We start from the raw sequence: 20,291 nt of genomic DNA on the forward strand, positions 1-20,291 counted from the left end.
ATTCATCCCTTCATCATTAGGTATATTTTTTTAATTTAAGATGGAATACTGCTTCAAATCTGTTACAGATTTTTGACTTCCTCGAGGGAATGCTGTGATCCCCGTTCGAACCATTTCCTTAATGCCATATGGCCTAAGAAGATCTAAAATCGCTTCGATCTTATCGGAATTGCCCGTTACCTGAACTGTGATGCTTTCACGACTTACATCAATGATGGAAGCGCGAAACGGTTCTATAATTCCGGAGATTTCGCTTCTTATTTGAGCGTTACTGATGACCTTAATTAACGCTAACTCACGAACAACAATAGCCTGATCTGTTATATCCGTTACTTTCAACACATCGATTTGCTTGTTGAGCTGTTTGATGAGCTGCTCAATTTTGGCATTATCATCGACATTAACGACAAAGGTCATTTTCGAAACCCCTTCTTTTTCGGTATGACCAACCGTGATGCTTTCAATGTTAAATTGCCGTTTTGTCATGAGGCCGGTGATGCGATTTAACACCCCACTTTGGTTAATGACCGTTGCGGTTACAATTCGTTTCATGGTTTCACCCCAATCATCTGATGCAGCCCTTTTCCAGGGGCAATCATTGGATAGACATTTTCCTTTCCACTTACGCGACAATCAATTAAGACCGGATCGCGATGAGAAAAAGCTTCTTCAAAAACGGCTTTCGCTTCTTCTTCATTCGTTACTTTATATGATTGGATCCCATATGCTTCACCTAATTTAACAAAGTCAGGCTGTACAGGGATGAGCGACTGAGAATAGCGTTCTTCATAAAATGCTTCCTGCCACTGTCTCACCATTCCAAGTGTCTGGTTATTCATTATGACAACTTTCACAGGTAGATTTAGTTCTTGAAGAGTGGAAAGCTCTTGTAACGTCATTTGGAATCCACCATCACCTGTTAGCGAAACAACTGTTTGCTCCGGAAAAGCAAGCTGTGCTCCGATCGCAGAAGGGAAGCCAAATCCCATAGTGCCAAGCCCTCCAGATGTGACCCATCGATTCGCATCCGCAAATGCATAATATTGGGCCGCCCACATTTGGTGTTGACCCACATCGGTCGTAATAATCGCATCACCTTTCGTATATTCGTGTACGAGTTCTACGACGCGCTGCGGAAGAAATTCACTCGTTGATACCTTCTTCCAAAGTGGGAAATTTTCACTATTTTGCGTTAACTTCTGACGCCAATCATCTGTTTCTGGACTTGAAGATTCAATTTCTAAAAGCTTCTTCAGCGCTTCTCTTGCATCCGATACGATTGGGATTTGCGTTGGTACGTTTTTCCCAATTTCAGCAGGATCAACATCGATATGAGCAACTGTTGCATGGATGGCAAAATGATCAAGATTACCAGTTAATCGATCATCGAATCGGGCGCCAATGCTAATTAACAAGTCACATTCATAAAGGGCCATGTTCGCTGTGTACGTTCCATGCATGCCTCCCATCCCCAGAAATAGCGGATGATTCCCTGGATAGCTGCCAAGACCAAGCAGTGTATTAATGACTGGGATGCTATGTTTCTCAGAAAAAGCAACGAGTTCTTTTCCTGCATTCGCATGGAGGACACCAGCTCCGGCTAAGATCACCGGTTTCTTCGCTGAACCAACCGCATCTCCTAATTTCTTAATCTGCAAGATGTTGGGTGAAAAGGTTGGCTGATAGCCTGGTAAATGAATGGTAGAATCATAGTCGGGTGAAATGGTTTTGTTTGCCACATCCTTAGGGATATCAACGAGAACGGGACCGGGACGTCCCGTTGTTGCAATATGGAACGCTTCTTTAATGATCCTTGGTAAGTCCTGAACATCACGTACCTGGTAATTATGTTTGGTGATTGGTGCAGTGATGCCCATAATATCCGCTTCTTGGAAAGCATCTGTTCCGATCACCGTACTCGCCACCTGCCCTGTGAAGATCACAAGTGGAAGGGAGTCCATCATGGCGTCTGTAATCCCAGTTACAAGATTAGTAGCACCAGGACCAGATGTTGCAATGACAACGCCTGGCTTCCCGCTCACTCTTGCATATCCTTCAGCCGCATGAATTGAGCCTTGTTCATGCTTTGAAAGAACGTGCTTAATCGGTGATCGATAGAGAGCATCATAGATTGGTAGGACTGCCCCTCCTGGATATCCGAAGAGCACTTCCACATTTTCTTTTTTTAAAGAATGGATTAATACATCTGCCCCGGTCATTTCCGCTGTTACCGCTTCGGCTTCTGGTTTTGCCTTCGCCCGCATATTCATACCCTCCAATGCTTATTTGCCCGCTTCCGCCTTATCGGTGAAGCGTTACTAACTATTAATAAAAAAAAGCCTTCTCATCCCTACGCCGCTTTTTACGGTCCATAGGGGCGAAAAGACTTCACGGTACCACCCTACTTTTGCGACAAATCATTGCCGCCTCATGAGCAAATTGCTCGTTTTGATAACAAGTGTTTTAAAACACTCGGTTGATCCTATGTTACTAAGTTCAGATCAACACTCAGAGGTGATGTCGATACAGGGGATAATACCGGCTTCCACCACTACCGGCTCTCTGGTCATTACCAAATCCTGTTTCTTTTGCCTCGTCATCGATTATAAATATTTACTTTTTATCCCGCTTGAACATCACGTTTTGAAGAATAGACGGAGACCCCATCAACTGTGACAATGTCTCTAAATGCTCCAAGCAGATCGTTCGTTGTTTTCCCTGGCTTACCTTCTCCAATTTCACGACCGTCTACTTTCACAACAGCAATCACTTCTGCCGCTGTACCGGTTAAAAAGACTTCATCTGCTACGTACACATCATGACGTGTAAACGTTTCTTCACGCATGTCATACCCTTTTTGTCTTGCAAGTTCCATGATGGCATTTCGCGTAATACCCTCTAAAGCTCCAACATACCCCGGTGGTGTTTTAATCACGTTACCTTTCACGATAAATATATTATCTGCCGAACCTTCAGCCACATAACCTTGATCATTTAACATCAATGCTTCGCTAACGCCGGCTAAATTGGCTTCGATTTTGACAAGAATGTTATTTAAGTAATTTAACGACTTTACCTTCGGACTTAATACATCCGAGCGGTTCCGTCTGCTCGCTACTGTGACAATTTCAATTCCTGTTTCATATAATCGCTTAGGGAACAAGGCCAGTGATTCTGCAATAACGATCACTTGTGGTTCCTTGCATGTAAATGGATCAAGCCCAAGATTTCCAACACCGCGTGAGACAACGATTCGAATGTAGGCATCCTGTAGGTTGTTTTTTTTCAGCGTCTGCACAATAATGTCGGTCATTTCCTCCATTGTGTGCGAAATTTTTAACATAATTGAATGAGCTGAATCATAGAGGCGCTGAAGATGATGTTCTAATCTGAAGACATTCCCATCATACATGCGAATTCCTTCGAACACCCCGTCGCCATAGAGGAAACCATGATCGTATACCGATACTTTGGCATCTTCTTTCTTCACAAATTCTCCGTTAAGGTAGATCCACTGTTCACTCACCTTGTTCACTCCTTTCTGTTTGTTAATTAGACGCAGTAAAGCGTTAGTGTCTAATGATAGGCCTATGAAGTTTAAAGGCCTTGTTATCGTTTGTGTTTGAGTTATTTGAATACTTTGTTTGTTTAATTGAGGATTATATTACGCCGGTTTGGACGTAAGGTCAACACCTAAAAACAAAGTTTTTTGATAATTATGATATATCAGTTTATTTGTAAACGCTTACACTCCTACTATGCGTGAGATTTGGTCACACGAAATTTTTTATTGTAAATTTGTTAAAAGCGCTTACACATTGTTGATTCGTTAAAGAGACATTGTGTCGATTGTTTCCATACCTTTGAGTATCCCTTTACATCTGACACTCGTCCACTCATTTCTAGCTGGCTTGTAACGCTTGCATAATTATTTACTCGTTGTAAATACATGGCTTCAATCATTTCACGGAATTATGCTGGAGCCATTGTAGAAATCGATCCATTTAATCATGTTTCCATAGAAGGTACGAGCATTACTTCCACTCTATTTGTAATTCTATCTTTTCTTTTTATAGTGATGTAGTAATATCGTTTATTTATGAGAGAGTATATTTATCTAAATTCATTATTAAAATTGCATATTCGCTAGCGGCACGTGGATTTACAGATGTCGTGTAATAGGCAAACGTTATTTGAACAATAGAAAAAGCCCTCTTCAAAATAAATAAGAAAAGGGCTTTTCACAAATCTTCTTTATACGCTAGCTTCCACTTTTGCTTTTGCGATTGCTTGATCTAAATCATCAATCAAATCATCTATGTGTTCAATTCCGACAGAGAGTCGAATCAAATCGTCTCGTACACCTGAGGCCACCAACTCGTCAGCACTTAACTGTTGATGGGTGGTGCTTGCCGGATGGATAATCAAGCTTTTTGCATCTCCAACATTTGCAACGTGCGACCACAGATTAACGGCATTAATGATGCCTGCCCCTGTTTCACGCCCCCCCTTAATGCCAAAAACAACTACTGCTCCGGCTCCTTTCGGAAGATAGTGAGGAACAAGTTGATTGGATGGATGATTCTCCTCTTCTGGATAGCTAACCCACTCGACGTTTGGATTGTCTTTTAGATATGAGACGATCTTTCGTGTGTTGACGATATGCTCTTTCATGCGAACGTGAAGCGTTTCAACACCAAGAGCAATCTGAAATGCATTAAATGGACTTAACGCAGCACCTGTATCTCTTAGCAGTTGCACCCGAGCTTTCACAATGTAAGCTGCTTCTGGAAGAGCTTCCGCGAACACAATACCGTGATACGTATGATCTGGTTCAGTAAAACCAGGGAATTTAGGTGAGTTCCAATCAAATTTCCCACCATCAACGATGATTCCTCCCATCGTTGAGCCATTACCGCCAAGCCATTTCGTAGCAGAATGAACAACAATATCCGCTCCATGTTCAAGTGGTCGGCATAGATAAGGAGTTGCAAAAGTATTATCAATGATTAGAGGGATGCCTGCCTCATGGGCAATTTCAGCAACTTTCTCAATATCCAGCACATGAAGCCCTGGGTTTCCAATCGTCTCTGCAAATATAGCTTTCGTGTTTGGCGTAATAGCAGATTTAAATGAGTCAACATTTTCAGGATCGACAAAGTTCGTTTTAATACCGTATTTCGGCAGCGTTGCTGAAAACAGATTGTACGTGCCACCGTACAAAGTAGAAGCTGACACGATTTCGTCTCCACTGTTAGCAACATTTAAAATCGCTGTAGTGATTGCTGCCATTCCACTTGATAAGGCTAGCGCTCCTATACCACCTTCAAGCTGAGCAATTCGTTCTTCAAGTGTACCGACTGTTGGGTTTCCAATTCGTGAATAGATGAATCCTTCTTCTTTTAAAGCAAATAAATCGGCTGCATGGTCTGTATTGTTAAATCGATAAGCGTTGGATTGATAGATTGGCAATGCTCTAGCGCCCGTAACTGGATCAGCTTGTAACCCTCCGTGAATACCAATTGTCTCTAGATTATATTTTTTTTCTGCCATTTCACTTCACTCCTTCGATTTTGTTTGTTATTAAGATTTTTTCCTTTATATGAGGTCCCCATTTCTCAAACTCAACAAGAAACCCATCATGACCAAATTTTGTATCCACAAGGTAAAATTGAGAGGAGGAACCGTGGTAGAAAAGTTTCTCTAATTCCTCTGGGGGATAGATCAAATCCCCTTTAAATCCAATTGCAAGAACGTTTGCTTTCATTCTTTTATTGACGAAATTAAGATCGCCTCGACCTTCGCTAATATCGTGGTTATCCATTGCTTTTAGCAAATACAGATAGCTATTCGCATCAAACCGGCCGACAAGTTTATTTCCTTGATAATGAAGGTAGGACTCAACGTTGTACTTTGGTTCCTTATGATTCTCATGTGAAGCACCTTTACGACTTCGACCAAATTTTTCGTGGAACATTTCATCTGTTCGATAAGAGATCATTCCAATCATTCTTGCGGTTGCTAGACCAGATGTTGGTGTATGATCGCTACTGTAATAACCCTCCTCCCAGTTTGGGTCATTCGTAATCGCATAGCGAGAAATAGCATTATAAGCAATTCCATAGGCATTAAGAGTTGGTGTAACGGCAAGTGGAATAAGATGAGTCATCCAATCCGGATAGAGCAGTCCCCATTCAAGCACCTGCATCCCCCCAAGAGATCCTCCAATGACAGCATGAAGTTGGTGAATGCCTAGTTTCTCAAGCGCTTTTTTCTGTGAGTGCACCATATCTCTTACAGAGACAAACGGAAAATCAGCTTGATAGCGTCTTTTCGTGACCGGATTAATTGATTGTGGTCCTGTTGAACCGTTACATCCTCCGAGAACATTAAACGTAATTACTTGAAAAGCAGCCGTATCGATATAACTCCCGCTTCCGACTAACCCTTTCCACCAACCTTCTTCCTCATGCCCAACTGTATACTGATTTCCTGTTAAAGCATGGCAGACTAGAATAACCGGTGCATCACGTGGGCCAACACGTTCATAGGCAAGTTTAACGTCATGAAGGTCATTGCCTGATTCGAGCGTTAACGAACCAATCGATACAGTCTGATCTTCGTATCTCGTCTCTCTAACCAATCCCTTACCTCTCCTTTCAAACATTCCAAGCTTACTGCATTTCTTTTGCCTAATATAAAAAGCCTCTCTGAAAGACAGAGAGGCTTGATTCATTCATCAGCTTCGCTTATCTTCCAGGATTTCTCCTGCAGGATTTGGCACCTTTTCAAACCAACAATGGTTTGACGGTTGCCGGGCTTCATAGGGCCAGTCCCTCCGCCTCTCTAGATAAGTATGACTATTTCATTTTTAATTAATTGTGTTTATTTTAGCAAGGTGGCGTATTAGTGTCAAACACTTTTTCGGAATTTTTCTTCTTTTCACTCAAAGTGTTTACTCCTTTTTTAAAACGAATAACTGCCTACTTAAAAATGGTTAACATATAACTAGTATATCTTTTAAACATTTCGTTAGAAGGATCTTTTTGATAAAGTATCGATAGACCATTAAAAAAAGAGGTGAATAACGATGAAAGCCCCTTCCTTTGCATTAGAAGATCTTAAAAACGGCGACATCATTCGTCTATCTGATTTTGTTGGAAAACCAGTGATGATTACCTTCTGGGCTTCATGGTGCCCGGACTGTATGAAAGATTTGCCGATGAAAGAGCAGTTTTATCAACATGCTGATCTTGAAAAGCTAGCCTTCTTAACAATAAACGTAACTGGACGAGAACGATCAGAAGAAGCCGGAAAAGAATTTATGATAAAAAACGACCTTCCTTTTCCTGTATTACGTGACAATGGTCGAGAAACGTACGATGATTACGGATGTACTGGAGTTCCTACAACGGTTCTACTCAATAAAGATCATCACATTGTAAATGTTTTTGATGATCAGTCTTCATTTCTTGATATCGCAAAGGCTCTCCCTTCACTCATGACATAAGAACAGATAGAAAAAAAGCCAGAGGGATCCCTCTGGCTTAACTTTTGAATATAAAATAAATGATAGCGTGATACGTTACTTATCTTTCTTCTTTTCTTCAGACTTGCCTTTATGATCTTCTTGTTTCTGTTTTTCTTTCTCTTTCTCTTTCTTTTTCATTTCTTTTTCTTTCTTCTTTCCCTCTTTTTCTTGTTGCTTTTCATTTTTCTTTTCTGCTTTTTCTTTTTCTTTTTTAATCTTTCCCTGACTCTTGTCAGCTTTTTTCTTTTCTTTTTCTTCATTCGCTAATTTAGTACTCGTTTTTTTTTCAACTTTTTCTGGTTTCTTTTCTTCTTTTTGGTGGTCTGTTTGAGCTTTAGATACTTTAGAAGAACTAGTTGGTTCTTGATTAGTACTGAGTTCTACTTCTTGATCAGATGGTTTATCTTTTGATTTGGTAACTGCATCTTCACTTTCAAGTATCAATTCTTCATTCTCGTTCTGTTGATAATCAACTGTTTTTTCATTTAATTGTACGACTGAATCCTCAATCGGTGTTGGCGTTTCTTTCACTTTAGACTCGCTAGAATTGTCAGATTCATTCGTCACTGTAGCGGTCATGGTTTCTGCCTGCATTTCATCCATTTTGCTCACGGAAAGATCACGCACTTCGTCGATGGATAAAGATGCGCCTCGATCGACAGCAGCGAGGTAAGTCATGTATTTTCCCTGAGATAGTCCAAGTTCATTCGCCTTTTCATGAGCGCTGTAATCCGCATCAAGAATGGTTGTAATCGCAACCGCTTGATTAACAAGTGCATCATTCTGCTCGAATCCTCTTATAATCGTTTCAAGATTTTCGCTGATCCCCTTTTGCTCAACGCTTGAAGCGACAATGAGTAATTTATGATTCTCTTCTAGATAGCCTTTTTTATCGAGTTTGGAGACAAGTAAACCTCCGAATTCGTTAAGTGGCATATTCTTTGTTTCCCGTTCTAAGTTCAACCCTTCACCGTCTGAATTCCATGCTTGATATTGAACAACTTCAAGATCAGAATTAACTCCAACCTCAATACTTGGGTTGATATCAAAGCTTACATAGGCTGCAACTGCATCATTTTGTCTAACAGGAATAACGCCTGTTACGATGACAACTAACAATAGAATTGCTGCCATACCGGCCAGGGTGGGCATAGAGGGGGTAAAGTAACCTATTTTCTTATTAAGTGGTTTTGGTGCAAGTTTAATTTCAGAGCCGATTGTTAACGTATGATTTCGCTTCAGATTGATAGTTGTAAATTCTCCCTCAGGAGTTAAGACAACTGCCTTTCTTCCCCGAATGTCCATAATGACCCCTTTTTTCATCCCCTGGCCCCCTTTTATCCAACTACTGTATATACGATTTCAGCGCGTTAAATCCACCTAAATGAATTAATGCCACTGCTATTATATACTTTCGATTACGTTCAATCGTTTTGCGACTGCATGTAACGAGTGCCAGCAAATCTTTTATAGGGAGCTGCTTTTTCTCTAATAGATAGCCTGAAAGAACGTGATCATCCGCAATTAATTTCGCGATCATCTTGGCGTTTTCTCTTGCATCAATATGTTTTGGGCAGTTTTTGCTGAGAACCTTGAACGTAATACTAAACTTCTTAAGTAACTGCTCATATTCCTCGATTTCAAACATTCGTACTTCACGCTGTTTTTCAATTTCATAGACGTCAAGTGCAGCTTTCTGTTCTGCAAAGCTATCTTCTAGGCGCCCTTCTTCATCTAGTTCCTCTGGTTCAAGGTAAATGTATTTGTTTTGTCGCGCTTCTTTTCGTATATAATCAATCACTCTTCTTCTTATAACCATATCGGCAAACGTTAAAAATCTGCTTCCCTGGCCTTTACGATACTGATCCATCGCTTCATTAAAAGCGGATAGCCCTATACTGAACTCATCCATCGAATGATTTATATAACGATTACAAACTTTTGACGTGATCTTTTTAATAAAAGGTTGATAGTCTTCTAAGAGCTGATTTCGTAAAGCCTGATTCCCTTTTTGTATACTGTCAACTTTATCTTCTAAAGTAATACTCTCATTTTTGTTTTCATTTTTAGTAGCGAAATTTCCTAATGCGCTGATTGAAATGGTTGTCATGTTATACACCTCTCATCTTGCAGTTGATTTCAAGCTAACTGCTTTTCGGGTTGAATTCTTAGATGTTTTAGTTTTGAAAATTTTATAATAGTTTAGAAAATGAAATGTGCCACCATTCGTCAAAAACAGTGGAATGGTGACTCTATTCAGTTATACCACTCAATCAGCATCAACGAAAATACAATTTTATGACAATGTTACTGTTTCTTTACTTCCTGTTATATTATTTTATCATTATTAATCTTGCTTAATTTTCAGCAAATTACACCTTCGCATAATCCTATCTAAATAGGGTTTTTAAAACGTTTAAATATCAAGTGAATGGTCAAAAAACATCAAACGAATTTCATTTAATTAAGAAATTCATCGACTTTTATCACTGACTCAAACGCAAAAAGTGTGCGATCACCATCATTTCCACCAATAACTGTTAATGCAGGAACACTTTGTATTCCGAGAGTTTCTGCAACCCATGGAAAATAATTTAAACTACATGTATACACAGTGGCTTCCATTTCTTTTGCTTCTGTAACAATATGTAACATTCGCTCTGCTATTTTACATGTCTGACAAAAAGGGGTGTAGAAAAATAGGATACTTCCTTCTGTTTGTAAGTATTTTCTTAATAAGAATTCATCAGTGATTTCTTGCATTCCTCATGCTCCAATCCATATCAGGCAAAAAAGGAAGCGATAAATGCTTCCCTTCTGTGATCATTTCTTACATTAAACTGTTACTACTTTAAACTTCGCTGCTCTTAAAATTCTTGTTAAATAATTTAGCGGGGTCTCTGCAACCTCACGATGAAGCATTGTGATATAAAGATGTTCTGCATGGGGGATTTCTCGAGTTAACTGCCGCCTCAATTTCTCACCTGCATCATCTGCATCCACCAAAACAAACACATCTTTTTCCTCTAGCTCTTCACTTAGTTCCTCAAGTCGCTCAAAGCTAATTGTTCCATATGTGCAAATAATATGAACGGGTTCATCTAATACTCTCATTAACTGCTGTTTATCTGTTTTTCCTTCAACAATAATAACTTTATCATTCATGGCACAACGCTCCATTTCAAGCTGTCGTATCAATGCATTGCTATAGCATATGGTGGTGGGAAGTAAATCGTTTCATTTTATCATTAGAATCACCGACGCGATGTGATGACACAACAGCTATTGAGCCAGGTAACCGATTATTATTCCGATTCTTTATCTGGGTCCTCTTCTTCTAAATACGTTTCAGAAGTTGAATTACCGTGTTCTCTTTGAAGATCGTCAACTGTACGTAGACGATCATCTTCTCGATTACCTGAAGTCTCAAAAGTAGCTTCATCATCTGGTCGACTATCTTCTTTGTTCTCTTCTAACTTATCCTGTGCTTCTTTTGTACGAATAGCATAGGGGATGGCTTCAAGGCGTTCCTTATCAATCTCTTCTCCAGTATCCACACAAATACCATAGTTTCCTTCACGAATACGGTCAAGTGCCGTATTGATTAAACTCAATCGCTCTCTTGCCGCATCTTCTAACGTAATATCTTTCTCGCGTTGGTCCAACTCAGAAGCCATATCAGCAAAATGATTATCGTACGATGTTAATTCTCCTGTTTCTTCAGATAATGCTGCATTTTCATCACGGTGACTTGCACCACTATCTAGAAGTTCTTTCTTTAAACCAAGTAGTTGTTTTTTAAATTGCTGTAATTCTTCCTTCGACAAAGCCATTATCATTACCTCCATAGGTCATTTTCTTTTCCAGTACCTATTTTCCCTTAACACCTGTCCAGTTAAACCACGCAATTATGTTTTATCATGCTCAACTCGTGGAAATAAATCAATATGATTAAAGAATGGAGTGGTAAAAATGGCAAAACTTAACCTTGGAGACCAGGCACCCTCTTTTTCGCTCATTAACACAGAAGGTGAGCTGTTCCAGTTTGAACAGCACCAAAAAGAAGATAATCGCTGGCATATGCTTGTCTTTTTTAGAGGTGAATGGTGTCCTGTGTGTAACGAACAGCTAGAAGAACTACAAGAACATTTAGGCGCTTTTCAAAAATTAGACGTACACCCAATTGCGATCGCAAAAGACGAACTGGAATCGCTTCGAAAAATGAAAGAAAAGCACAGCCTAGAATTTCCAGTATTAAGCGACAACGAAAATGCCGCAATCGACTCTTACGGGGTTATGATGCATCGTGAAGATGCCCCATATGAAGATCATGGGGAACACGGCGAACCAGCCATTTTCTTAATTGACGAGAACGGTAAACTAATGGCACAGTTTCTCCAGTCCAGCCCATTTGGACGTCCATCAGCAGATGGTCTCATTAAAACGATAAAATACATTCGTAAAAACAAAGCATAAAAAAACGGCCCATTGGGCCGTTTTTTTATGTAGAAAGCAAGATGCTGTCGTTAAGTGAAGACATAGCTTGTCGGGGATTATCAGGCGCATTCGCTTTTCTGTCCAGCTACTGCGCCTATCCCCTCGAGGTCTTAAGTCAATCCTATTTGTGGCCAAAAACGCCACATTTAGGCTCTCCTTAAGCTTGTCGGGGATTACCAGGCGCATTCGCTTTTCCTATTAACACCAGCCGAGGTCGCAGTCTTCTACGTATTTTACATTTTGCTCTAGGGCTTGTTCGTAATGATAAATTTTATCTTGATCAAATTCGTATCCGTCTGATAATTCGTAGCGATTGCCCTGATCAGAGAATAAAATACGGCCGATTTTTTCTTTGTTCAGAAAGAGATTCATCGCTTTTTGATCAAATTTACCATAAATTTTATTCGTGACATCAATTCTTACCATCGGACGAGCTTCAATCATTGGGATCATCTCCTCTATATAGTGTCTTTCTATACAGCCTATCTCACTAACAGATGACTAAACAAAAGAGAACCATTGATTAGAGTTTATGATGAAACCTATTTACTCATCATTCATTTCGTCATAAAATGATGCCTTATTCGTCTTCACTTACCATTTTTTCATAAGCTTCTGCAGTCATAAGCTCTTCAATTTGAGAAGGCTCAGTTGGTTCAACAACAACCATCCATGCTTTTTCATATGGTGAATCATTAACGAATTCAGGGCTGTCTTCTAAATCTTCATTGACAGAAAGAACTTTGCCTGAGATTGGTGCATACAATTCGGATACTGTTTTTACAGACTCAACGCTACCAAACGGCTCGTCGGATTCGATGGTGTCGCCTTCTTCTGGAAGTTCAACAAATACGATGTCTCCAAGTTCTGATTGAGCGAAATCTGTAATGCCGATTCGGATGTTTCCGTCTTCTTGTACTTGTACCCATTCGTGTTCTTCTGAGTAGCGAAAATCTTTTGGTAAGTTCATTGGTAATTCCTCCCTGAAATAATTCCTCTTAATTAAGGTCAATTATATTAATTACAATAACTATCGTATAATAGTTATTATTAATTAAGCAACTATTTTATCGTTTCCACATTTCCTCAAAAACATCTTCTTTAAATCCGACTGTCACATTCTCTCCATCTGTTACGAGCGGACGCTTCATTAACATGCCATCCGATGATAGGATGTCCAGCAATTCATCTTGAGAAGATGAGGCAACTTTATCTTTTAAACCAAGCTCTCGATATTTCTGTCCACTTGTGTTAAAAAATTTCTTGATTGGTAACCCACTTTGATCAACCATAGTGGCTAATTCATTTTTTGATGGTGGATTTTCTACGATGTGAATTTCATTTACTTCCACATCGTTTTGCTCAAACCATTTTTTGGCTTTACGGCATGTCCCGCATTTAGGATAGGCATAAAATGTAATGGGCAAACTTGTTCCTCCTTAAGAACTTCATGTGATTCTATGGATAGTTTACCACATGAGAGTGTAAGGACAAATACAGAAGCTTGTACAAAGTTAGCTTTCGGCACGAAAAGGAAAATTCCTTTATTTAACCACTCTTTATCTTTCCTAATCATGAGAAAAAAATCCCCCCATTGTTGGAGGGACAAAAGAGAATTTAGTTTGGAAGTGATTAAAACAATCCTTAATCTTAAATCAAATTAGACAGTAAAGCGCTGTTGCTCTAGAACGGTAGCTGCAATTTCACGTTTCTTCGCGATTACATTAATTGGTGTGTAGCGCGAGAGTTTACGAAGAGCAGAAATCATCATTCGTAGAGAATCGCCTGTTTCAACCGCAATTAGTGTCTCTTTCGCATGTGCCTCAATTCGATTGAACGCTTCCTGACAGAAAACTTGTGTAAGAAGAAGCTTTTGATTTTGCTTCTCTGCGCTTGTTTTGTTAATCGCTTTTTCTGTACGAAGAACAGCAGACTCCATTGAGTAGACTTCACTTACGATATCCGCAATGTTCGATAGAACTTCTTGTTCTTTATCAAGCGCTTTTCCATATTTTTGAACCGCTGTACCTGCTGCCAATAGCATAATTTTCTTCGCCATTGCGACAAGGTGCTTTTCCTGCTCAAGCGGTGCATCACCGATTTCTTGAGGTGTAAGCATCATAAGCTCTTCTTGAAGTGCTGTAGCTTTTTCAAGTAGAGGTAGTTCACCTTTCATTGTCTTACGAACAAGCGTACCTGGAACAAGAAGACGGTTGATTTCGTTTGTTCCTTCAAAAATTCGGTTAATGCGTGAATCACGATACATTTTCTCAACTTCATACTCAGACATGAAGCCATAGCCACCGTGAATTTGAACAGCCTCATCCACAACGTAATCAAGTGATTCAGAAGCAAACACTTTATTAAGAGAGCATTCAATCGCATATTCAGCGATCGCTTCAGCCACTTTCGAACCATCCTTCTGTTCTTCGTCAGAAAGTTTACCAAGCTTCTGTTCGAATAAGCCACCTGTACGGTAAGTGGAGCTTTCTGTTGCATATGTGGCAACAGCCATATTGGCTAGCTTCTCTTGAATTAACGAGAATTTCGCAATAGGTGTATTAAATTGCTTACGCTCTAGCGCATATTTGGCAGAGAGCTCAATGCTACGCTTCATAGCACCAATCGTGCCTACTGCAAGCTTATAACGACCTACATTCAAAATGTTAAAGGCAATGATATGCCCTTTTCCTGGTTCTCCAAGTAGGTTTTCTTTCGGCACAGCCACATCATCGAGAATGAGCGTTCTCGTAGAAGAACCTTTGATTCCCATTTTCTTTTCTTCTGGTCCAGTAGAAAGACCTTTCGAGTCTTTTTCTACAATAAAGGCAGAAAAATGCTCGCCATCAATTTTCGCATAGACAACAAACACGTCTGCAAATGCAGAGTTTGTGATCCACTGCTTCTCTCCACTTAATAGATAGTGAGTTCCCTCAGCATTAAGCTTCGCCGTTGTTTTTGCACCAAGGGCATCAGACCCTGAACCTGGCTCTGTTAGAGCGTAAGCAGCAATCTTGGCACCTGACGCAAGACCAGGAAGATACTTTTTCTTTTGTTCTTCGTTACCAAAAAAGACGATCGGTAGCGATCCAATTCCAACATGGGCACCGTAGCTTAAAGAAAATGAACGAGCGCGGGCGAACTTTTCAGTAATAACGGATGAACTGATTTTATCAAGCCCAAGACCGCCGTACTCTTCAGGAACATCTGCGCCAAGCAGTCCAAGGTCTCCAGCTTTCTCGAGAAGTTTACGAGAGATATCAAATTCATGGTTTTCAATCTTTTCTAGTTCTGGAACGACTTCTTTTACAACAAAGTCTTCCGTCGTTTTCCCCATCATCACATGTTCATCAGAAAAGTCCTCTGGTGTAAAAATATCTTCTGCCGTTTGATCCTCAACAAGAAAGCTCGCACCTTTAATTGTTTTGTTCATCGTATTAGACATGCTGATCATTCCTCCATTTTCATTGTTTATAGAATTTCAAACACACCAGCAGCACCCATGCCGCCTCCAATACACATTGTGACAACACCAAACTGTTCTCCACGACGCTTCATTTCATGAATTAAACTTAGCGTTAGCTTCGTTCCAGTACACCCAAGTGGATGCCCTAGAGCAATGGCGCCTCCATTTACATTCACTTTGTCTTCATCAAGACCGAGCTTTCGAATAACGCGAAGTGATTGAGAAGCAAAAGCCTCGTTTAGTTCAAACAATCCAATATCTGATAGCTCAAGTCCCGCAAGACGAAGTGCTTTAGGGATGGCTTCAATTGGGCCAACTCCCATGATTTCTGGCGCTACTCCCGCTACAGCAAACGATCGGAATTTTGCCATTGGCGCTAATCCTTCGCTCTCCGCTTTTTCACGATCCATGACGAGGACGCTCGCCGCTCCGTCACTTGTTTGTGAAGAGTTCCCTGCTGTAACAGAACCTCTTACATTAAAGACCGGTCGCAATTTTCCTAGAACGTCTAGAGATGTATCCGCACGTACTCCCTCATCCTGAGAAAAAAGAAATTTCTTTTCTTGTAGCTTGTTTTTCTCATCAATCCACTTCTTCGTCACTTCAACCGGGACAATTTCATCCTGGAATTTACCGTCTTTGATTGCTTGAGCAGCACGCTGATGACTTCTTAGCGCGAAAGCATCCTGGTCTTCACGACTAATTTCAAAGCGACGCGCCACTTCTTCAGCCGTATGACCCATCCCCATAATGTATTCCGGTTTTTCTTCTACAAGAGCAGGGTTTGGCTTGATCACATGCCCGCCCATAGGTACAAGACTCATAGACTCTACGCCACCTGCTAGAATAGTTCCTGATTGTCCAAGCATAATTCGCTCAGCTGCATAGGCAATACTCTGCAATCCAGAGGAGCAATAGCGATTGATCGTAATCGCTGGAACCGTTTCTGAAAGTCCCGCTCTTGCCCCGACCATTCTTGCTACATTTAGCCCCTGTTCCGCTTCAGGTATGGCACATCCAATAATCACGTCATCTATTTCACCATCATAACCGCCTGCCCGTTTAAGCGTTTCTGCCACGGTGATCGCCCCAAGATCATCAGGTCGCATATTTGCAAGCGTGCCACGATTAGCTTTTCCTACAGGTGTTCTAGCTCCAGATACAATAACTGCTTCTCTCATCAAACTTCCCTCCTCCATACTAGTTACGCAGCGGCTTTCCTTTTACTAACATGTGCTGCATTCTTGCTTGCGTTTTTGGCTCTCCTAGCAGGCTGAGGAACGCTTCACGCTCAAGATCAAGTAGATACTGTTCATCAACAAGTGTTCCTTCTTTTACTTTCCCGCCTGCAATAACGTGAGCAAGCTTCGTTGCAATCGTCAAATCATGATCTGACAAATAGCCGCTCCACTTCATCGTTTTCGCCCCCATTAGCATGGCAGCATATCCTGCTTCTCCTGCAACCGGGATCTTTTTAGAAACAGGCGGCTGATAGCCCTGTTCAGCAAGGAAAAGCACCTTTTCCTTCGCATCATGAAGGACATGGTCAGCATTCGCACTAATGCCATCCTGTGGGCGAATAAACCCTCGCTCCATTGCTTCATGTGCGGACGTGGACACTTTCGCCATTGCAATGGTTTCGAATACATTGGCCGCAATATCAGTAAGATTGACATTCACTCCAGGAGGTGTTTGCTCTAACTGACGAAGATAAAGCTCTTTGTTTCCGCCGCCACCTGGGATTAAACCAACGCCTACTTCTACAAGACCCATATACGTTTCAAATGATGCTTGAATAGAGGCTGCTGGCATACAGACTTCCGCTCCACCGCCAAGCGTCATCTGAAATGGCGCTGCTACAACTGGTTTCTTCGCATAACGGATACGCCCCATTGACTGCTGGAACTTCCTTGCAACCATTTCAATTTCAAAGAAATTATCATCCTGAGCTTCCATTAACATGTAAGCAACGTTTGCTCCAACACAGAAATTCTTACCCTGGTTCCCAATGACAAGCCCTTCAAAATTCTTCTCTGTTTCATCAACAGCTTCATTGATCATCTGGAGAATATCCATCCCAATCGCATTATTTGGAGAATGGAACTCAAGACCTGCTACGCCATCGCCAAGGTCAAGAAGCGTTGCGCCTGTGTTTTTCTTAATGACACGATTCTGAGCTTTTAGACCTTTAAGATGAATAATCTTTTTACTCTCTTCAACTACTTTCTGATCACCCTTGTGATAGAAAGATTGAGTGGCGCCTTCCCGCTTATAGAAAGTGGTTTGACCTGAAGCAAGCATCTGATCCACCCATTCAGGAATCGTTTCCCCTTCTTCTTTCATTCGAGCGACTGACTTCTCTACTCCCAGTGCATCCCACGTTTCAAATGGACCCATTTCCCAGCCAAAGCCCCATTTCATTGCACGATCGACGGCATCGATATCTTCTGCAATTTCATAAGCTTTCTCAGCAGAATAGAGGAGTACAGGCTTCATAATGTTCCAGATTAATTCACCAGCGCGATCATCCGCATAAGCAAGCGCTTTCAGTTTATCCGCTTTTGACTTCGCTTGTTTACTCGCCTCAACAGAAGCTGTTTTTAATTTCTGTCTTGGTTCATACTCAAGCGTTTTTGGATTCAACTCTAAAATTTCGCTACCTTTTGCACCTTTTTGCTTTACGAAAAAGCCTTGACCTGCTTTTGCTCCAATCCAGCCTTTTTCTTTCATCTCCTGCATAAACTCAGGAATGCGGAAAACTTCTTTTTCATCGCCTTCAACTTGTTCAAAAACGTTGTTTGCTACGTGAATAAACGTATCAAGACCAACTACATCAAGTGTTCTAAACGTGGCACTTTTTGGACGGCCGATTGCTGGACCAGTAACTGAATCTACTTCTCCGACCGAATAGCCACGGTTTAGCATTTCTCTCACTGTTACAAGGAGTCCATATGTCCCAATGCGATTCGCAATAAAGTTTGGCGTATCTTTCGTTTCGACGACGCCTTTGCCAAGAGTATCCTCACCAAATGTTTTCATATAGGAGAGAACTTCTGGATCGGTATCTTTCGTAGGAATCACTTCAAGAAGTTTTAAATACCTTGGTGGGTTAAAGAAATGCGTACCAAGAAAGTTTTTTCTAAAATCTTCTGATCGATCTTCTGCCATGGCTTCAACCGATATACCTGATGTATTCGAGCTTACAATCGTTCCAGGTCGTCTATACTGATCTACTTTTTCATATACTTTTTTCTTAATTTCTAAGTTTTCAACAACCACTTCAATGATCCAGTCAACTTCTTGCAAGCGTTCCATATCATCTTCCATATTTCCTGCTTCAATTAATTGAATGTGATCTTTTTTCGAAAGTGGTGCTGGCTTTTGTTTCTTTAGCTTCTCAATCGCCTCTGATGCAAGTCTGTTTCTGACAGCGCGATCATCTAGCGTAAGTCCTTTGGCTTTTTCCTTCTCGTTTGGTTCCTTTGGTGCAATATCCAATAACAAACTTGGAATTCCAACATTCGCCAGGTGGGCGGCAATGCCTGATCCCATTACTCCTGCTCCTAATACAGCTACTTTATGAATGCTACGTGTCATAGCGAACCTCCCCTGTTGAATGAATGCTCATTCATTTTTGTCTCAAAAAAAAGAGCGAGATCATTTCCTCTTCCTATACTATAAAATATATTCTGAAATTTAGCAATATACCACGCCTATTTTTTTAACGAAATTTTACGAATACTTTTGACGCTTATTATGAAAGCGGACATTTGTCCGCTCTCTCTTATTTCATCATTCCTTTTAAAACAAACGCTACGTTGGCAGGTCGCTCTGCCAGTCTTCGCATAAAGTAACCGTACCAGTCCTTTCCATAAGGTACGTAAACACGCATCTTGTAACCTTCTTTAAGAAGCTCTTCTTGTTTTTCCACACAAATTCCATAGAGCATTTGAAACTCAAATTGTGTATGCGGAATATTGTATTCTTTAACCAGTTGCTTTGTGTATTCAATGATTTGGTTATCGTGAGTGGCTATGGCTGTATAATTTCCATTTAACAAATGCATTTTAATAATCTTTCTAAAATTTTCATCAACATCTTTTTTGTCTGGGAACGCTACTTTATGGGACTCTTTATAAGCCCCTTTCACAAGTCTGAGGTTAGGTGAGAGCTCGTTCAGCTTCTCAACATCGTCAGCTACTCGGTACAAATAGGCTTGCAAAACTGTTCCAATATTTGCGAATTCTTTCTTAAGCTTAGTGAAAATTTCAATGGTTTTTCCACATCTCTCGAAATCTTCCATATCGATTGTCACAAAAACATCGTGGCGATCGGCGGCATCGAGAATGCGACGCATATTCTTCATCGTTAGCTCATCATCAATATCGAGCCCCATTGATGTGAGCTTAAGAGAAAGTTGTGAATCAAGGTTTTCTGATGCAATTCGCTCAATCGCTTCAATACAGTGATTTGTCATTTCATTAGCCTCAGCTGCATTATCAACAAACTCACCCAGATGATCGATTGTAACGGACAATCCTTTTTGATTTAATTTTTTTATCGCGTTCACAGAGCTATCAAGAGACGCACCTGCTACAAAGCGGCTTGCTCCAAAACGCATACCATACCGTTTCGCTACTTTTGTCGCTACTCTATTCTTCCCCATGTATAAAAAGAAATTACGCATTACTTGTTCCATCATAACCCCTCCATGAAAACGCATACAAAGCGTTATAAAAAATATATTGTGGAGAAAATCGGCATATGGTATCAAATACCGCCATATTTCGCCTCTAC

19 protein-coding genes and 1 riboswitch are annotated in these 20,291 nt (G+C 40.6%); of the genes, 2 read left to right on the forward strand and 17 right to left on the reverse strand.

The window, feature by feature from the left end; genetic code table 11:
* Positions 1–30: 30 nt before the first annotated feature.
* The 5 genes from ilvN to metX all read right to left on the reverse strand — a co-directional run bounded on the left by ilvN (position 31) and on the right by metX (position 6,643).
* Positions 31–552 (reverse strand): acetolactate synthase small subunit, encoded by a 522-nt coding sequence (gene ilvN / locus PQ511_RS18140; RefSeq protein ID WP_159784617.1) that lies wholly within the window; start codon positions 550–552, stop codon positions 31–33.
* The gene (gene ilvB / locus PQ511_RS18145) at positions 549–2,264 is read right to left on the reverse strand and encodes an acetolactate synthase large subunit (protein ID WP_273853344.1); all 1,716 of its coding nucleotides are present in this window, start codon (positions 2,262–2,264) and stop codon (positions 549–551) included. The genes ilvN and ilvB overlap by 4 nt, the downstream gene beginning before the upstream one ends.
* A gap of 356 nt (positions 2,265–2,620) precedes the next feature.
* Entirely contained in the window at positions 2,621–3,526 is a 906-nt protein-coding gene (ilvE, locus tag PQ511_RS18150) for a branched-chain-amino-acid transaminase (RefSeq protein WP_273853345.1), read from the reverse strand.
* A 728-nt stretch (positions 3,527–4,254) separates the two neighbouring features.
* Positions 4,255–5,553: an O-acetylhomoserine aminocarboxypropyltransferase/cysteine synthase family protein gene (locus PQ511_RS18155; protein ID WP_273853346.1), complete on the reverse strand. Its 1,299-nt coding sequence runs from the start codon at positions 5,551–5,553 to the stop codon at positions 4,255–4,257.
* 1 nt (position 5,554) lies between these two features.
* The gene (metX, locus tag PQ511_RS18160) at positions 5,555–6,643 is read right to left on the reverse strand and encodes a homoserine O-acetyltransferase MetX (RefSeq protein WP_273853347.1); all 1,089 of its coding nucleotides are present in this window, start codon (positions 6,641–6,643) and stop codon (positions 5,555–5,557) included.
* 103 nt (positions 6,644–6,746) lie between these two features.
* Positions 6,747–6,857, reverse strand: a riboswitch (SAM riboswitch).
* 233 nt (positions 6,858–7,090) lie between these two features.
* Here metX and PQ511_RS18165 point away from each other — a divergent pair.
* Entirely contained in the window at positions 7,091–7,510 is a 420-nt protein-coding gene (locus PQ511_RS18165; RefSeq protein WP_273853348.1) for a TlpA family protein disulfide reductase, read from the forward strand.
* A gap of 75 nt (positions 7,511–7,585) precedes the next feature.
* On the opposite strand, the gene PQ511_RS18170 is transcribed toward PQ511_RS18165, so the two are convergent.
* From PQ511_RS18170 to PQ511_RS18190, 5 genes are all read right to left on the reverse strand, one after another.
* Positions 7,586–8,854, reverse strand: coding sequence for an anti-sigma factor domain-containing protein (locus PQ511_RS18170; RefSeq protein WP_273853349.1), 1,269 nt, complete (start codon positions 8,852–8,854; stop codon positions 7,586–7,588).
* 22 nt (positions 8,855–8,876) lie between these two features.
* Entirely contained in the window at positions 8,877–9,641 is a 765-nt protein-coding gene (sigI, locus tag PQ511_RS18175) for an RNA polymerase sigma-I factor (protein ID WP_273853350.1), read from the reverse strand.
* A gap of 350 nt (positions 9,642–9,991) precedes the next feature.
* Complete coding sequence (locus PQ511_RS18180; RefSeq protein ID WP_273853351.1) at positions 9,992–10,294, reverse strand: thioredoxin family protein; 303 nt, start codon at positions 10,292–10,294, stop codon at positions 9,992–9,994.
* A 72-nt stretch (positions 10,295–10,366) separates the two neighbouring features.
* Positions 10,367–10,696, reverse strand: coding sequence for a toprim domain-containing protein (locus tag PQ511_RS18185; RefSeq protein WP_224592355.1), 330 nt, complete (start codon positions 10,694–10,696; stop codon positions 10,367–10,369).
* 140 nt (positions 10,697–10,836) lie between these two features.
* A complete protein-coding gene (locus tag PQ511_RS18190; protein ID WP_273853352.1) occupies positions 10,837–11,364 on the reverse strand; it encodes a TraR/DksA C4-type zinc finger protein in 528 nt (175 codons plus the stop codon).
* A gap of 139 nt (positions 11,365–11,503) precedes the next feature.
* On the opposite strand from PQ511_RS18190, the gene PQ511_RS18195 reads away from it, so the two are divergent.
* Entirely contained in the window at positions 11,504–12,007 is a 504-nt protein-coding gene (locus tag PQ511_RS18195; RefSeq protein WP_273853353.1) for a peroxiredoxin family protein, read from the forward strand.
* A gap of 219 nt (positions 12,008–12,226) precedes the next feature.
* Here PQ511_RS18195 and PQ511_RS18200 read toward each other — a convergent pair whose 3' ends face one another.
* The 7 genes from PQ511_RS18200 to PQ511_RS18230 all read right to left on the reverse strand — a co-directional run bounded on the left by PQ511_RS18200 (position 12,227) and on the right by PQ511_RS18230 (position 20,193).
* A complete protein-coding gene (locus tag PQ511_RS18200; RefSeq protein WP_273853354.1) occupies positions 12,227–12,472 on the reverse strand; it encodes a YusG family protein in 246 nt (81 codons plus the stop codon).
* Between the two features lie 136 nt (positions 12,473–12,608).
* Positions 12,609–12,998: a glycine cleavage system protein GcvH gene (gene gcvH, locus PQ511_RS18205; protein WP_224592351.1), complete on the reverse strand. Its 390-nt coding sequence runs from the start codon at positions 12,996–12,998 to the stop codon at positions 12,609–12,611.
* Between the two features lie 97 nt (positions 12,999–13,095).
* Positions 13,096–13,455, reverse strand: a complete 360-nt coding sequence (locus PQ511_RS18210; RefSeq protein WP_273853355.1) for an arsenate reductase family protein — start codon at positions 13,453–13,455, stop codon at positions 13,096–13,098.
* Positions 13,456–13,688: 233 nt separating this feature from the next.
* Positions 13,689–15,473 carry an acyl-CoA dehydrogenase FadE gene (locus tag PQ511_RS18215; protein WP_273853356.1) on the reverse strand — a complete coding sequence of 595 codons (1,785 nt, stop codon included), beginning with the start codon at positions 15,471–15,473 and terminating at the stop codon, positions 13,689–13,691.
* Between the two features lie 26 nt (positions 15,474–15,499).
* Positions 15,500–16,675: an acetyl-CoA C-acetyltransferase gene (locus PQ511_RS18220; protein WP_273853357.1), complete on the reverse strand. Its 1,176-nt coding sequence runs from the start codon at positions 16,673–16,675 to the stop codon at positions 15,500–15,502.
* 19 nt (positions 16,676–16,694) lie between these two features.
* Entirely contained in the window at positions 16,695–19,091 is a 2,397-nt protein-coding gene (locus tag PQ511_RS18225) for a 3-hydroxyacyl-CoA dehydrogenase/enoyl-CoA hydratase family protein (RefSeq protein WP_273853358.1), read from the reverse strand.
* Positions 19,092–19,278: 187 nt separating this feature from the next.
* Positions 19,279–20,193, reverse strand: a complete 915-nt coding sequence (locus PQ511_RS18230) for a proline dehydrogenase (protein ID WP_273853359.1) — start codon at positions 20,191–20,193, stop codon at positions 19,279–19,281.
* Positions 20,194–20,291 lie beyond the last annotated feature (98 nt).

The organism is Guptibacillus spartinae (assembly GCF_028610625.1).
GTDB lineage: Bacteria > Bacillota > Bacilli > Bacillales > Guptibacillaceae > Guptibacillus > Guptibacillus spartinae.